General features: G+C 43.3%; 9 protein-coding genes. 3 read left to right on the forward strand and 6 right to left on the reverse strand.

Translation table 11 applies throughout. The features are described 5' to 3' along the window. Positions 1-15 precede the first annotated feature (15 nt). Together V7S65_RS11345 and V7S65_RS11350 are read right to left on the reverse strand one after the other, a co-directional pair. Positions 16-576 carry a sterol desaturase family protein gene (locus tag V7S65_RS11345; RefSeq protein WP_336387075.1) on the reverse strand — a complete coding sequence of 187 codons (561 nt, stop codon included), beginning with the start codon at positions 574-576 and terminating at the stop codon, positions 16-18. 307 nt (positions 577-883) lie between these two features. Continuing rightward, positions 884-1,567: a hypothetical protein gene (locus V7S65_RS11350; RefSeq protein ID WP_336387074.1), complete on the reverse strand. Its 684-nt coding sequence runs from the start codon at positions 1,565-1,567 to the stop codon at positions 884-886. A 124-nt stretch (positions 1,568-1,691) separates the two neighbouring features. On the opposite strand from V7S65_RS11350, the gene V7S65_RS11355 reads away from it, so the two are divergent. From V7S65_RS11355 to V7S65_RS11365, 3 genes are all read left to right on the forward strand, one after another. After that, positions 1,692-2,150, forward strand: coding sequence for a hypothetical protein (locus tag V7S65_RS11355; protein WP_336387073.1), 459 nt, complete (start codon positions 1,692-1,694; stop codon positions 2,148-2,150). 196 nt (positions 2,151-2,346) lie between these two features. After that, positions 2,347-3,708: a DUF3863 domain-containing protein gene (locus V7S65_RS11360; protein ID WP_336387072.1), complete on the forward strand. Its 1,362-nt coding sequence runs from the start codon at positions 2,347-2,349 to the stop codon at positions 3,706-3,708. A gap of 229 nt (positions 3,709-3,937) precedes the next feature. Continuing rightward, positions 3,938-6,427 carry an alpha-L-rhamnosidase-related protein gene (locus tag V7S65_RS11365; protein ID WP_336387071.1) on the forward strand — a complete coding sequence of 830 codons (2,490 nt, stop codon included), beginning with the start codon at positions 3,938-3,940 and terminating at the stop codon, positions 6,425-6,427. Between the two features lie 115 nt (positions 6,428-6,542). On the opposite strand, the gene V7S65_RS11370 is transcribed toward V7S65_RS11365, so the two are convergent. The 4 genes from V7S65_RS11370 to V7S65_RS11385 all read right to left on the reverse strand — a co-directional run bounded on the left by V7S65_RS11370 (position 6,543) and on the right by V7S65_RS11385 (position 15,527). Continuing rightward, on the reverse strand, positions 6,543-7,367 hold the full coding sequence (locus V7S65_RS11370; RefSeq protein ID WP_111580704.1) for a phytanoyl-CoA dioxygenase family protein: 825 nt from the start codon (positions 7,365-7,367) through the stop codon (positions 6,543-6,545). 67 nt (positions 7,368-7,434) lie between these two features. Next, a complete protein-coding gene (locus V7S65_RS11375; RefSeq protein ID WP_339545720.1) occupies positions 7,435-10,413 on the reverse strand; it encodes a glycosyl hydrolase in 2,979 nt (992 codons plus the stop codon). A 186-nt stretch (positions 10,414-10,599) separates the two neighbouring features. After that, positions 10,600-12,378 (reverse strand): RagB/SusD family nutrient uptake outer membrane protein, encoded by a 1,779-nt coding sequence (locus tag V7S65_RS11380; RefSeq protein WP_339545722.1) that lies wholly within the window; start codon positions 12,376-12,378, stop codon positions 10,600-10,602. A gap of 11 nt (positions 12,379-12,389) precedes the next feature. Continuing rightward, the gene (locus tag V7S65_RS11385) at positions 12,390-15,527 is read right to left on the reverse strand and encodes a SusC/RagA family TonB-linked outer membrane protein (RefSeq protein ID WP_336387068.1); all 3,138 of its coding nucleotides are present in this window, start codon (positions 15,525-15,527) and stop codon (positions 12,390-12,392) included. Positions 15,528-15,720: the final 193 nt, after the last annotated feature.

A 15,720-nucleotide genomic window follows, 5' to 3' on the forward strand; every position in this document is an offset into this window, starting at 1 on the left:
CCGAACTCACGTTAATTAAGCTTTATAAGTTCCAAACATTCGGTCCCAAATAGAGGTATAAAAACCAAAGTTTCTTTGTTCGTTTAAATGATGTTGGTGATGAAATTTTGTAGTCCCTAAAAATAATTTTTCCGTCCATTTTGGAAAGAATTCTCGGTTTAGGTGACCGATAGTTCCCCAAATCAAATTGATGAACAGATAAATCGTAATGGAAAAAATAGAAAAATCATGCAACATAAAAACAGAGATCATCATCAATCCGAAACCTAAGGTTTCAAACGGATGTAGCACAAAAAGGCTCAAGAAATTAGTACTCGTATGTTCGTGATGTTTCCGGTGTAAAATTTTATAAATAAGCGGATGATGCACCATGTAATGAAAAATATACATCATCAGGTCCATCACCAAGATAATGGTTACAATTTCAATAAGAAGTGTCAAGATAGTTTTAGATTCATTTAATGTAATCCATTCCGATTTCCATAAATAAACACCAATCAACATCACAACAATATTGAGAGATAAAGTTAAAAAACTTACATACAAATCAGATTTCAGAAAAGGATGATCAATCATTTGAATCTTATTTTTCGAACAGGTTTTATCAACAAAAAGATAAAACCCAATAGAAAACAAATACAAAAATGCATTGGATATCAAACTGAAAATAATCCATTCCAACCAAGATAGATTTTCAAAAAATAATAGAAAATTCAAAGCGCAGGTGATTTAAAATTTGAATTTTTAAAAGCTCGATGTAAGCTGTTGGTAATTTACACCCAAAATTTTTCTCTGCATTTCGTAAAACATCATCAGCTAACATTGCTTGAGTGCAGGGCAAATATTTTGGGATACTCCAAATGTTTTTTAAGTTCTCGCTTTTTCATTTAATTTCATTCTTCCATTCTGCAGCCAAAGTTTCTACATAGTCCACAAAATTTGTAATGTTGTTTATTTTATAAAATGTATAGTCCGGTTGGTTTTCTAAAACTTCAACATTGTCAAAACAATGGTCACCGGCAAAAAGCAATACTTCCTTGTTTTTCGGGTTATATAAGGTCAGATTTCCGTTCGCCTCCTCAACAAAACAAATCAAATCCTTAAAATCTATTGGTTGTTTGTTTTCCCCGTTACAAATTTCTTCATAAGTTTCCTCACAACCTCCAATTCCGGTGAAACATCCAGATTGGGTAAACATGAAGTTTTGGTTGTTAGAAAGACTCGGTTCAGGCTGGTTGTAAGACTCATGAATTCCCCCTATTTCACTTAGTAAAAGCTCATGTTCTTCGATTAACTTAAATGTTGTGCTGGCATTTTCTTCAACTTTATTTAACCAACCACAACTTGAATCATCTTTATTTGTCCACGAAAAAAGTTTGTATGGTTGGTCGTTTATTTTCAACTTTAAAATTCTTGCCTGATGCAATAGCTCAGTTAATAAAGGAAATGTACTGTTAAAAGTTTCCGATAATTGAAGTTCATTTTCAGTATATAAGAATTCAACTTTATCGGATGCCTCGAAAAACCACTTTTTATTGTTCTTAAATGTTTCAAAGTCTTTGTTCATTCATGTGTTCTTTTTGTGATGATCTTTGCAGTAAGAACAATTGACAGTTCTCCGTATATTGCTAAATTAAAGATTTTATCAACTAATTTCTCTTTCGTTACTCCAGGAATTTCCGAAATTGTAGATGTATATATCCAAAGTAGCATTAACAGTCACCATTTTTCTGGCACACTCGCACCCACTTTTCCCGGACTGGCTATTGTTGATCTCCTTTACCTTTAATGTTAGTGGCGATTTACAGTTCCTTAAAGTGGTCTCTGAAAGGCAGTCGACAGAAGTTGTTTCGCTAAGTAAAGAAGGCTTTACCAGCTTCTATTTCGGTTCTGCTTTATTTTCAGAAATACGCTCCATTCGGGTTTGTGTAAGAGAAATAGGACTATTGGGGGGAACACAGTGCGACTATTACAAAAAAACCGATGCTGATTTTCCTTACCTGGAGTTTTCGATCACCACTCAGGATGGAAAAATGTTAAATTGGATATTGAATGAGTGGGGTGGGCTTTATAACTCAAAAGAAGACTTTTCAACTTTCTTTAACTTTCTCACAGCACTAACTGATCAGCCGTATCAACTTTATGAGTAAAACGGACCCAGACTTCATTGATTTGAAATCTGTCTCAATTAAAACCGGTGATTTCAAGGGCTTTTCTGCTAAATTTTAGATACGTAACAATGACTTTCGATCCTATTTTGTGACGATTGCCACGACGCTTGCAGAGATCAGGACAGTACAGGAAAGTTAAACGAAAAAAAGAATTTAAATTGGCTGTTTTACAGCTATGCATCTATCCAGAAAAAATTTCCTACGAATATCTTCCGTATTTGCTGCAGGTACACTGGCAGGAACACCCGGCCGCGTATTATCTTCTATACTTGCACCCGGAGCCGGCAACCTGACGGGCAATCGCTTCCTGACCTTCAACTGTGTTATCCGTGTTAACCAGATAGAAGTTGCAAGAGACAAAAATGTTGGGATGGACGAACGGGAAATGCACACTCCCGAACGTTTAAAGGCTTTCCGTGAAGCAGTGGAAGCAGGCTTCCCCGGCGCAAAAATGACATGGGCGTTCAGCTGGCTGGCATTGAACGACATGACCGACAATTACGTGAAGATAAGGGAACAAGTCAGGGAATGCCACCATCGCTATGGCGATGACGTTACTTTTATACCCGGAGCATATTTTGCCAACGCCTATAATTCAATAGAGCAGGTGAACAAAGACCTGCATGATGGTATAGCCCTTGCATCGGGAATAGTGGGCAACGGCTATCGCCCCAAAAGCATAGTGGCCGGGTTCCTGGCTGCAAAAAATATGCAGTACCTGGCAGAAACGGAAAACATTCATGTGTGCCAGGGCAATATCTGGAGTCAATTCTCTATCGACAATCAGGACGGAGATGGCTCCGTATGTTATCCTTACTATCCCTCCAAAGAACATTTCTGCAAACCGGCTCAGGGCAAATCTGACTTCATCGACTGTGTGAACCTGGACGGCTGGACGGTGGATTTCATGGCAGCGAGAAGAGCTGGCTTTGCAGAGCATTTTAACAGCAGAATGGGTGTAGGGCCGATAGAGACTATCGGGGCATTCGGAGCAAGCACTGGTCTCAAAGAAATGATGCACAGTACTGCTATACACTTCGATACCGGCTACCAGCTGAATGGCTTTGCATGGGTAACCAATTGCTGGGAACTAAGCCTGCCTATCGATGTTTCAGGCTTGAGGGACTGGCTGAGCGCCATCAAAACCCGCTGGCCAGCTACACGGGTAATCACGCAGGGTGAATTCGGGCTGATCTGGAGAAAACATTTTACATCCAATAATTTCAATTACCGGTTTACAGAAAGAGGGTCCGGCATTGGTGGATCAGATGCAGACAAAGAGATACGCTGGTTCATGAACAAGGATTTCCGGCTGGCGCTGTTACGCAACTGGCAGGAATCCGCACCGGAAAAAGTGATCGACTTTACCCGTTATGATGTTCCTGCAAAAGAGCCGGATACCCTTACCCGTAAATGGAGTCTTCTGGGTGAGATAAACCAGAAAGGAACACGGCCACAGGACACGCCGATACCGTTAGACCAATTGAGCGCAAATGACAGGGCGCTGATCCGCCGCCGGGTGCCTGATCTCCGCTAGATACCTTTTTTTATGGCGTTGCCGGAATGTTACCTCCTTCAGCTTTTTGGGTTTAGGAAACTGGCAAAAAGTGCAAATAAAAAACGCTTTCATATAAAAACGCTCTTAATATTCGGACGTAAATTAGCTGGTGCAGGCAGGCCAACCTGAGGATATTATTAATTTTATAAACAATCTTTACCAGCACTGTTACGCCAGTGGGCTCCCGGTGTTCAATTCCATCCCGTTTATGACGCGAATATTAGCAATTATTATCAGTTTCATTTTGATCCCCGATCTATGTTTTTCGCAAAATGGTATTCTACACAACCGGGCTGCCCAAATAATTACAATTACCACTCCTGATCAAAAGCTTTCCATCAGGATTGACTATTCAAAGGGATGCATTATTAAACAGGTAAACCTGCAAAATAAAAATACGATATCATCTTCGGGTGTATACACCGGTATCACTGCGGGAAGTGGAACCGCCTCATCTGCTGATCAAACAGGCGATATTAAAATAACAAATACCCCGAAAGGCATATCCCTAAGTGGTATCACCTACGGAACCGGGGCGCTTCAAATTAAAGAAACATGGGACTTTACTATCAAAGGAGATAAAATAACCTGGGATATTATCCGCAACTATAGCACAACAACCGACCTGGAAGACATGGCCTTTCCAAAATGGAATTTTACAGATCTATCCGTTTGGAAAGGAGGAATTATTGATAACGGCGGGATGGTTTGGTGCAAATACCTAAAGCAAATTAACGATACCTATGGCGTTCATACCGGTGGCGTAACATTCTGGAATGCTGATTCGGGAGATGCGTTAAGGATATCGCCTCAACCAGGAAGCGCAAGTAAAATGGCTTCAAAATATTCCCACAGCGAAAATGGCGAGTTCACTTTTACACAATTGCTAACTGACTCCAAATTGCAGCAACGCCATCACCTGAGCCGCTTCGTATCACAAAAGTACGATGTATTTGCTCCCTTCCAGGTAAAAAAAGGACGCGTAAAGCTAAGCCTGGAGCTACAATATATTGATTACAATAAGGAATATGCAAGAGGAACGCTTCCCGGTATTGATGCAACAGCGGTACGCGAGCTTTTAAATACAACCGGGCGGTATGGCGTGGTAGACAACAATATAGTAGGCGCAAATGGCTGGCTCACCAACTGGAAATGTTTGCATGAGCCATTTTTTGCCCAGATAGGGTTGGCATTGAATGATCCGCACTATATAAAAAACCTGGCGGCAACATTGGACCAGGAAAGAGATCAGGCGATGCTCAACGATGGTCGTGTGTTATCCCGCTGGCATAATGTACCCGGCGATGAAATTCCCGGCACATATAACCCGCAAACAGGCTATTATGAAGCCATGTGGGGATATACCATTGATTCACAAACGGGCTATGTTATCAATACAAGCGAACTGTTTGAGTTGAATGGTGACCTGCAATGGCTGCGTACACATCAGGCGAGCTGTGAAAAGGCGCTGGACTGGCTGATAAAACGGGATTCCAACAACAACGGGATCTATGAAATGATGAATAACAGCGTAGCGGAAAAAAAGGCAAGCGACTGGTTAGACATTGTTTGGGCAAGCTTTGAAAACGCTTTTGTAAATGCGCAATTATACGAAGCATTAACGCTATGGGCCAAATGTGAAACGATTTTAGGCAATCCTAAAATGGCCGGCCATTACTCAGCGATAGCTGCCCGTCTTAAAAGTGCATTTAACAGGCCGGTTGATGAAGGCGGCTTCTGGTCGCCGGCCAAACAGCAGTATGTGTACTGGCGTGATAAAGACAATACCATTCATGGCGACAACCTGGTTACTCCTGTAAATTTTGCTGCCATTGCCTTTGGATTGTGTGACGACAAGGAACGCATAAAACTCATTCTTGATCAAATAGAACAAAGAACAACGGCAGAACACCTGTTTCACTGGCCGCTTTGCTTCGATTCCTTTAAAAGAGAAGAGGTAAGCGATGGCAACTGGCCTTTCCCTAAATATGAAAACGGGGATATATTTCCCACATGGGGATATCTTGGTATCAACGCCTATGTGAAATATGATAAGCACATTGCGCTTAAATTCATTAATCATCTCCTTGATCAGTATAAAAAAGACGGACTCTCTTCGCAGCGCTACAGCAGAACAACCCAGCTTGGACTGGGGGATGATATCCTGGCTGGCATCTGTACCAGCATTACAGCGTTATACAAGGATATTTACGGCCTTCGTCCAAAATGGAACAGGATGGGGCTGGAACCCAATATGCCTGAAACCCTGAACGGAACGAAGTTTTCATATATCCACAGGCATACCGTTTATCACCTTGAATTGAGCGTTAATGATTATTTAATGAGCACCGGTAGCTTTTCTGTAAAAAGTAACGAATCTTTTGGTGCAGATAAAAGCGGGAACACGCTTAAGTTCTACCCTGGTAATAAAGATACTGCGCAACTCCTGGTTCGTGCAGATCCGGGCAATCGTATTGACATGAAAATTACTTCGTGGAAGAATGATGTATTTGCATGGACTATTTCATCACACGGCAACTATCAATTCACCATTAATGGATTGCAACCAGGCTCAAAATATGAAGTAGTAACAAACAATGATATTACCCGGCTTCAGGCAAATAACAATGGCAGCATTTCCCTGAATAAACATTGTAGTACGCCTGTTAACTTTTCCGTCAGGGAAACATCTCATTAAGGTCCTTCTTTCAATCGAACATAAACATATAAAACCGGGGCCCTGAAAGAACCCCGGTTTTATATGTTTTACACAGTTTATGGAATGTACTTTGAATCAGCATTACCTGATGGGCCTATTGAATCCCGGCTGTATAAATCAGCGGGTTCTGTGCATCATCATCCAGCAGATCCCCGACTTTCAACCTGGTTACCTGCGCATCACTTAATATATTCTTTATGCCGTTAAATCTGGCGCCATCAGGCATATAAGCGCAGGTCATCGCCCTGCGGAAGCCATTGGTCATATTGGCCCCGGCGCCGTGTATTGTTAAACCATTATGAAAAGAACAGCTACCCGCCTTCATGGGCGCGGCAACAGCGCTTTTAGTTGCAAGTTGTGGGTAAACCTGGAATATTGCATCCATATTTTTCCCGATAGCCTGGTTTTCAAAACCGGTTTCATGGTAAGATCCGGGAATAAAATACAGACAACCGTTTTCATTTGTAGCGTCGTCTAAAGCTACCCATATTGATAGTGCCCGCTTATCGGTGAACGACCAGAAAGGCGTATCCAGGTGCCACGAAGTAGGATTGGCCCAGGGCCGTTTTATGAGCACCTGGTCATGCCAGATCCGGGTACCCTCCCACCCCGCTAATTCTGCGGCCATTTTGCCCAATCTCTCATCAAGCATAATCTGCCTTGCCGCATCGTTTGTTTGCCAGATATTAATCATCTGGTCAAACACCTTTCCAAAATATTCACTTTCCTTATTGATCCCGTCGTCTTCGCCCATTTTTTTATCACTACCGGGCATTTTCCTGCCATCTCTCTGTTCAACGGCCTCCGTAATAACCTGCCGCCAATGGGAAAGTTCTTCCTGGTTAAGAAAGTTCTCAATTAATAAAAATCCATCTTCCCTATAAGATTGAATCTGCTTTTGCGTGAGTAACGTGTTCATATATCTGCAACTTTTTTTTGAAAAATATCAGGCACGCCAGGCAAATGCCTGTAAGCCCATAGTATTATTATTTTGCCTGTATTAACTTAACGGGGCCTAACAAACCAGCGTCATATTTACTAAAATCGGGCACACCTACCCAGCCCCAGGTGCGGAGCTTGCCCAGATCCGATTTCATCCACATTTCATTAACCATCAGGTTCCCGACCCGTATTCTTATTTTATTTTCTCCCTCCTGCAGGTATTTGGATATATCAAATACAAAGGGCGCCCATAGCCGGTCTCCAACGGGTTTATCATTTACAAACACTTCCGCCATATATTTTACATCACCAAGATCTATAGTAGTCCTGGTATTTACATCTTTCAGCACAACAGGTATTTCATAATCAATATATCCTGAATACTGCTGAAGTCCATAGGCATACCAGGATTGCAGGGGGCAGTTTGCTTTACTGCCAACAATAAATTTCAAGGGGGCAGTCAGCGTCTGCTCACTTTTGACGGACCTTGCAAACGACAGCAACCGTGCATCAGCAGGCAAGTCAATTGATGCCGCCGCCACGTCTGTTTTTACGCCATCCATCCAAACCGTTGTGCCAATCATATTATCAGGGAACACTACTGTTTTTGCACCAACTGGTATATTGACCCTCCAGTAGCGGTAACCAGTGGCATCATTATCCTTTATTTCATCTTTCTGCCCATCCCCGTTCCGTTTTTGCGCTGTCATAAAACTGGTATACTTCCATTTTGAATCATTATATGCCAACAACATAAGATCTTCGCTTAACCCGTTGCCGGCTAACGTGAATGAAGTGGCCGTAGTTTTATAAACAGTGTCTTTCCCCGGATAACTGATGGTCCATTTATCATCGAGCTTAATTTCTTTTAAATCAGATTCATGCTGTACCAATGGATTCATATCGCTTGTTCCGGGCTCAAATACAAGCCAATAACCTTCGTAAGGTTGTAAAGTCATTTTTACCTTGTTATATCCCTTCTCCTTCACGTATGCAACGGGTGTACGTTTACCGGTTTCGCAATTCCATATCTGCGCCATGCCATCGCCATCCCTGAACCAGGCTGAAAAATTTCTCACGGTATCGGAGTTATTGGCAAGCCAGTAAAAGTGGTTATTGGAAATAGTTCTGTGAGCAGTGTAGAGCCGGCCTGAGTTTTCCAACCGGATCTGTGGCCGGACCCTTTCATTCAAAGCAGTAACCATTTTACTCAGCCTGTCTTTATCTCCCGACAGATCAATAACATTGGGCAACCGCTTTAATGCATTCATCTGGCTAATGATCAACGCATCTTTCATGCCTTTCTCCGGCGATCCTTCGGGTGTTGTACCCAGGAGCAGCACAACGCCACCTTTTTTAGCAAACTCAAGTATCTTACCTGATACGGCATGAGAAATAACACAAGCCGGTGGAAGAACGATCGCCGAAAAGTTGTGGTCATTAATAGTGATCTTTGCACCGCTATTATTGGCTCCTGTTTTTCCTTTATCCAGGTAATATTTATCAGCGATTAAAAAGTCGATGTTATTTTTATTTAATTCTCTCATAGCATCGGAGTACACCTGGTTGATCTCGAGTGAAAGCGTATCCCAGATTTCTTTGCCTTCCAGCAGGCCAAAATTTTCCTCATGCGTAAAAAAGCCTTCAGCGTTTGCCCAAATACTTTCAAGCGGGTTTACCAGGAGAACGTCCGCCACAAGCTTACTTTGCCTGTTTACAAAAGCAGCCCGCCTCGAAAAGTCCGTCCAGTTATGCAGATAAGGCCAATATGGATTTTCGGTAAACCAATCCGGCGGATACGGATCCTGTTCAATTTTCCGGTTAACGTTAATTCCATGTGGCACCACGTGGTTAATACCAAATGATGTAATAGAATTAATAGTCATTTTCATCATAGCGGGTGTTTGCTCCCATCCTGCAACGCCCATAATTTCACTCATAAAAGGACGGTCTTCCAATTCGGCTACTGTTTGCACTTCCTTAAAATCATGAACATCCTGCGATTTCATTAAAAGACAATCCGTTCCGGGCATAGTTGCTGTTCTTGTAACGCGCATAAAATCGCCCATGGCGGCAGTTTGTAACAACAATGATTCTTCCCACAGATTGGAGATGTAATACATATTGTATTGTTTGAGCCAGTTCACCAAAGGTTCAAAGTAACATTTGTTATATACGTCTGAAACAACATCAAACCAATCACAACGGGCTTTTGCAAACAAACCGTTGTTGTCCTTTTCTGTTAGAAGGGGAAGCCATAAACGGATATCCTGGTTTTTCATTTCCTTATACCGTTTGGCAAGATATTCTGACCACGCCATCCGCCAGCCATAGTCGCCTTCATTGTCAACAAAAACGCCAGGAATTGTTTTCCCCATATCATTTGCAAAATGTTTGGCGTACTGCGCGTGAACAAGCGGGATGAAAGCTTCCATTAATCCGGGATCAAGATAGTTAACTTTCCCACCGTCAATTCCGGGATGGAATCTTTTTGTGTAAGTATACACCACCCATTCGCCCGGTGGCGCCGTCCATTTGAAATGGCTTCCTTCTCCAATGATCCGCAGCGATGAGGCATCAATGGCATTGCCGGCTATTTTACCTGCCACGGCAAAATCTGTTGAATCATAATAAACGGTCGATTTCCCCGTTACCTTATACCGTTTCCAATCCAGGTATTTTGCCTCCAGTTCAGGATGCTGCGCTAATACCCGTCCTGCTGCCTGCCCGCTTGGCCAGTCATATTCATCACAATACCCCAGGGTAAATCCTTTGTTCTTTGCTGCCTGCATGGCATTCCCGAAACTGTTGAACCAGGGTTTTTCCAGGTATTGCTTATATGGTAATGAAGAAAATGCCGGGTTTAAGCGATCCATTGAACCCCGGGGATGTGCATATCCGGGGTTCAGTCCCTGCTTCATCATTTCCTCTGCCATAGTAGCCGTAAAATGCTCATCCCTGATGGTATCATCCCAGAACCAGAAAGTATGGGGAGCATAGAACATTGGAGGGCTAACAAACATTTGTTGAACCGTTTTGGGGTCGCTATACTTTTTTTGCCATTCAGATTGCCCGGATATATTCAAAGTAATTGTCAACAGGCAACCGGTAAAAAGGATGTTCAGATATGTATATTTCATTACTGTTTTGAGTTAATAACTGGTATGAATATTATTTTCAATAAAAATCCATCAATGCTACACGCGATATTAATTATAGCCGGGGTTCTGCACTAACTTATCATTCTTATTCATTTCACTCCTTGCGATTGGTAAAAAGTAGGCCTTGTTATCCCACTTTCCACTTGTGATCTGCACCGGGGTAACAGTAGGAATGGTGGCAGTTGTATGATCGGGATTCAGTTTGTACACAACATTAACCCCATGCATTGGGTGATAGGCTTCCGGCCCGATCATCCAGCGGCGCACATCAAAAAAGCGGTGGTTTTCGTACACCAGCTCAATACGCCTTTCATTCCGGTATCTTGCTGACAAGGCAGCGCCGGCGTCCATTACATCAGGCATGGCCGCTTTTTTCCTGATCATATTGATGTAGGTGCGTGCTTCCGCCTCCTCTCCCAATCCAATACAGGCCTCTGCATAATTGAGTATGATTTCGCTGTAACGGATGAAGCGCCAGGTGAGGTCATCCTGGTGATTTACATACATATCTGTTTTGCGGTTTATAAATTTGAGCATACAGGTACCGGTATTATTATAACCGCCTCCATAAACCACGCTGTTCCTGCTATCTAACCCATACGTATACACGATTTTATTAGCGGTAGCATCCCACTTTTCCCAGGTACCTACCTGCAAAACTCCTACGGGGTCGGCTGTCAGTAAGTTGGATGGCCTTGACCTGAACGTTGCCCCTTCATATAAAATGGAAGCATAAAAACGCGGGTCCCTGTTTTTATATGGTTCAAGATTCTGTGCAGGGTTGGTTCTGGAGAATTTAGTGCCATCACTCATTTCATAAGCGTCTACCAATTCGCTGGGGGCGCCGTTTGTTTCAATACCGCCATATCCATTTGGGAAAACCTGCCAGTAGTCAGCTCCCTGGTTTACGGAGGCATTGTAATAACGGATAAAGATGTCTTCTATACTATTTTTTGAGATAAACAGGTTCTCATAATTCTGAACGGCCTCCTCTGTTGATGCAGGACCGGGCTGATACAAACCGTATATGCCCAGGTCTATTACAGCCTTAGCGGCGGCTTTGGCCGCCTGCCAGCGTTGCTTCCTGTCGCCATCTACATATCCCAGGAGCTCAGGGTTGGAAAACCCGGAAAATGTTGTATTATGAAGATCGCTGGCCGCATAAAGCAATACTCTTGATTTAAGCGCCAAAGCGGCGCCTTTTGTTACTCTTCCTTTGTTGACACCTGTATTCACCAGGGGTAATAGTGCAGCCGCCTTATCACATTCGCCGGAAATAAACTGCACGCACTCTGCATAACTGTTCCGCGCGGCGGAGAAATCGTCTGTTAATTTATAGGATTTCGTAACCAGGGGTACACCGCCAAAATAACTGATGAGCAACTGATAATACCAGGCCCTGAAAAAAGTGGCTTCGCCCTTCAACCTGTCTTTCAGTGTAACGCCATCAATCAGCGCCGGATCATCCGGCAATTTGTCTATATTTTCCAGGAATATATTGCAGTCCCGGATAGCGCTGTACCTGCCGTTCCAGTCGCCCCAGCCTGCATTATCAGGCGACATCAGCATGTTGCTCATATTATAATCATTTCCCCCATCATAGCACCTGGCCTCATCTACAGCCAGCGAAGTCATAAAGAACGACCAGGGGTTCTGGTTATAAATGCTGTTCATGTTCAGTTGTACCAGGTTGGGATCAGACCAGACATCCGCTTCTGTGAATTGCGTGGAAGGTTTTGTATCAAGGAAACTTTTGCCACATGATGTTAGCAGCAGTGACATAAACCCGATAACGATATATATTAAGTTTGAGTTTCTGTAATTCATACACTTTGATTTTAGAATGTTGCCGTTAATCCAACGTTAGTGGTTTTGTTCAATGGATATACTTCACTGTTCACCCAAATGGAGCCCGGGGCGTCGTCAGGAGATTCAGGATCGAAATCCTTCATCTTTGTAAACGTTAAAAAGTTTAAGGCGCTGACATAGATCCTCAGCGATTGTATGCCTATTTTTTGCGCAATGCCGGATGACAGGTTATAACCAACCTCAAAGTTTTTCAATCTTAAATAATCACTGCTTCTAACGAAGTAGGTGTTATTAGGTTCTCCATCTGTCATCCAATATGCGCCTCCACGCTCCCATACTCTCGGGTTAACAGTACTTGGATGTTCCGGTGTCCAGCGGTCTTTTACAAGGTTGTACATAAAATTCCCGACACCTGGCCCTCCGGAAAAAGTCCGGTAGGATCTTTCCGCACCGGCTGCTCCCTGGAATAATACATTTGCGTAGAAGTTCCTATACTGTAAATCGATACTGAGCCCGCCGGTAAATGTTGGTATGGTAGTTTTGTTGCTTCTAACCTGGTCCTGGCCATCAATCTGTCCATCGTTATTTACATCTTTGAATATAATATCTCCGGGGCGGGCGCCTGTCCAATGAGGATATTTATCAATCGCTGCCTGGTCTGCGAATACACCTGTTGCCTGGTAATACAATCTTGCGTTCATCTGGTTGCCGGTAGACTTCTGATAGTCGGGCACGCCGGGTGTTTCATCCCAGAACCTGATATGATTCTTTGCCCAGGCGCCGTTGGCAGACACCTGGTATTTGAAATTGCCGGCACTACCGCGATATGATGCCTGCAATTCAAAGCCCTTGTTAACCACTTCCCCGATATTTTCCTGCGGCAGGCTTAATCCGGCAGAACCCGGCACAGAAGCGTTTCTGTAGGCCAGGATATTGGTACGCAGGTTGTAGAAATAATCAGCGCTTACCGCTAATTTATTATTGAGCAGTTCCACATCAGCACCGATATTGGATTGATTGGCTATTTCCCAGGTAACCCCGGCGTTTGGAATACGTAATGCTTTCAACGCCTGTTGCGGAACATTTTCATTAAATACATAACCACCATTGTAGCCATAGGTTGTAAGGTATTGATAGGGCCCTATCCGGTCGTTACCTGTTTTTCCCCAGGAGCCTCTTATTTTCATTTCATTGATAAAAGCGATATTATCTTTCCAGAATTTTTCATTAGAGATCCTGTATCCCAGGGATATCCCTGGAAAAAATCCAAATTGCTTACCGGCCGGATCAAAAATATAAGAGCCGTCGTACCTCCACACAAATTCAGCGAGGTACTTTGCGTCATAGGCATAGCTTAGTCTTCCGAAATAATCTAACCTGCGGGCCACACCGGATGATCCTCCATTATCTTTTAATTCATTACTTCCTAAATCCAGTTCGTCAAGAATATCGCTGGTATAGTTTCTCCTGAAAGCCCAGAAATTCATGTTATCACCGGCAATACGTTCCGCCGCAAAAAGAACTTTAATATCATGCTTATCAAAAACCCTGTCATAATTTAACAGCGCATTGAGGGTTACATTAGAATTGTTATCCATCCACTGTTGCAGCCGCGGATCAGTATTTCCTTTCTTTGATGCTACCAGCAGCGGAGTTCCATTGGCATCTAAACTTGTTTTATCCCAGGTATAGAGGAACCATGGCTTTCTGAATTGTTTGGTACTGACAATAGTTCTGTCCATTGCTGCATTACCCGTTAACGACAGTCCTTTTACCCATGGAATAGTAACCACGAGCCTTACATTACTCTGAAAAATATAACTTCTTGATTTGGTATAACCCGTGGCATCTGTAACCAGCACTACCGGGTTAGCGCCATATTCAATATCCGGTCCGGGCAAGCCATTAGGCCATCTCGCCGGCCAGGTAGGAAAAGACCTGTTTAATGCCCAGAAAACATTTTGTGCCTGATCGGCGCTTCCTCCATTGGCGCCTCCGCCTGAATAGTTCCTGTTTTCCTGCCGCCCAACCACATCAAAACTCAAACGGATGTTGTTGGTAACTTTTGCGTCAATATTACTTTGAAAATTAGTCTGCGAATAGTTGGTAGCTCCGTCCCTGAAAATCCCATCGGTAAAATTCGATCCAAGTGAAATGAAATACTTTATGGCCTCAGCGCCGCCCGACAACGTTAAGTTGCCGTAGCGTTGCGGGGAATTTTTCCTGATTGTTTCTTTAAACCAATCCGTATTGGGGTGCCCCCAGGGATCAGAACCATCTTTATACTTCTGGATATCTTCTGCCGAATAAGGCAATGGGTCGCCGGGATGATAAGCAGCGGAAATTTCATTCTGTAATTGTGCATAAAGAGGCGCATCCGCCATTTTAGGAAGAACGGTAGGTGTATTCCATCCCTGGTTCAGGGAGAATTGAATGGTGGGCTTACCGGATGTACCGCGTTTGGTGGTGACAAGGATAACGCCATTGGCCGCCTGTGATCCGTATATCGCTGCAGACGCATCTTTTAAGATCGTAACAGATTCAATGGTGGCGAGGTCCAGCCGTTCCAGGCTTCTGCCGGCTATGCCGTCAACAACCACAAGCGGGGAATTATCGCCAAGTGTATTGGCCCCGCGTATCCGTAAGGTGGATCCGTCATTTCCAGGCTCGCCTGTTCTGGTAATAGCCACCAAACCAGGTAACCGGCCTGCTAACGAATTGGAGAAATTACCCGCCGGTGATTTAACCAGGTCGCTTCCTTTAACAGAAGCAATGGAGCCTGTCAGCGTTTCCTTTTTACGGGTTCCGTATCCAACCACCACAATGTCATTTAACCTGGCATTGCTTGGGGTGAGCATCACCGTTAGTACCGCTCCATCTTTCATGGCTGTTACCTGTTTCTCTTCATATCCTATAGAAGAAAAAAGCAGGACTGCACCCTTAGCAACACTAATCTTAAAGGAGCCGTTTTCATCAGTGGTTCCACCGGCAGTCCCGCCTTTTATTCTTATAGTTACATTGGAAACGGGTTGACTGCTGTCTGACACAACATTACCGCTTACCGTTATTTTTTGCTGAGCAAAGGAAATTTGTGAGATGCCCAAAAGGAATAGCAATAAAAATGATGCTTTGATAGGCAATAGAGAATCAAATTGCTTGTTTAACATAACATGAGATTTTGGTTTTAAACATCGCTGGTAGTGGAATTATTTACAATTTAGAAATGACGGTTACTTCTGTGCGGCGGCAGGCCGACAGGTGGTTGATGCATTCATAAAGATTAATTTTTCAAACGTGAATTTAACCTCCGGTTGCTGATCTGCAGCCGGAATGAAACGTTGATATCATTACAAAAAGCGC

Origin of the sequence: Chitinophaga sp. CCNWYY40, from assembly GCF_037483205.1 — a bacterium.
In the GTDB taxonomy this organism is placed as follows: Bacteria; Bacteroidota; Bacteroidia; order Chitinophagales; family Chitinophagaceae; genus Chitinophaga; species Chitinophaga ginsengisegetis.

Coding starts and splice junctions, on each gene's coding strand:
- V7S65_RS11345 (WP_336387075.1), bottom strand. CDS start 576: ATGATTGATCATCCTTTTCTGAAATCTGATTTGTATGTAAGTTTTTTA.
- V7S65_RS11350 (WP_336387074.1), bottom strand. CDS start 1,567: ATGAACAAAGACTTTGAAACATTTAAGAACAATAAAAAGTGGTTTTTC.
- V7S65_RS11355 (WP_336387073.1), top strand. CDS start 1,692: ATGTATATATCCAAAGTAGCATTAACAGTCACCATTTTTCTGGCACAC.
- V7S65_RS11360 (WP_336387072.1), top strand. CDS start 2,347: ATGCATCTATCCAGAAAAAATTTCCTACGAATATCTTCCGTATTTGCT.
- V7S65_RS11365 (WP_336387071.1), top strand. CDS start 3,938: ATGACGCGAATATTAGCAATTATTATCAGTTTCATTTTGATCCCCGAT.
- V7S65_RS11370 (WP_111580704.1), bottom strand. CDS start 7,367: ATGAACACGTTACTCACGCAAAAGCAGATTCAATCTTATAGGGAAGAT.
- V7S65_RS11375 (WP_339545720.1), bottom strand. CDS start 10,413: ATGTTTGTTAGCCCTCCAATGTTCTATGCTCCCCATACTTTCTGGTTC.
- V7S65_RS11380 (WP_339545722.1), bottom strand. CDS start 12,378: ATGAATTACAGAAACTCAAACTTAATATATATCGTTATCGGGTTTATG.
- V7S65_RS11385 (WP_336387068.1), bottom strand. CDS start 15,527: ATGTTAAACAAGCAATTTGATTCTCTATTGCCTATCAAAGCATCATTT.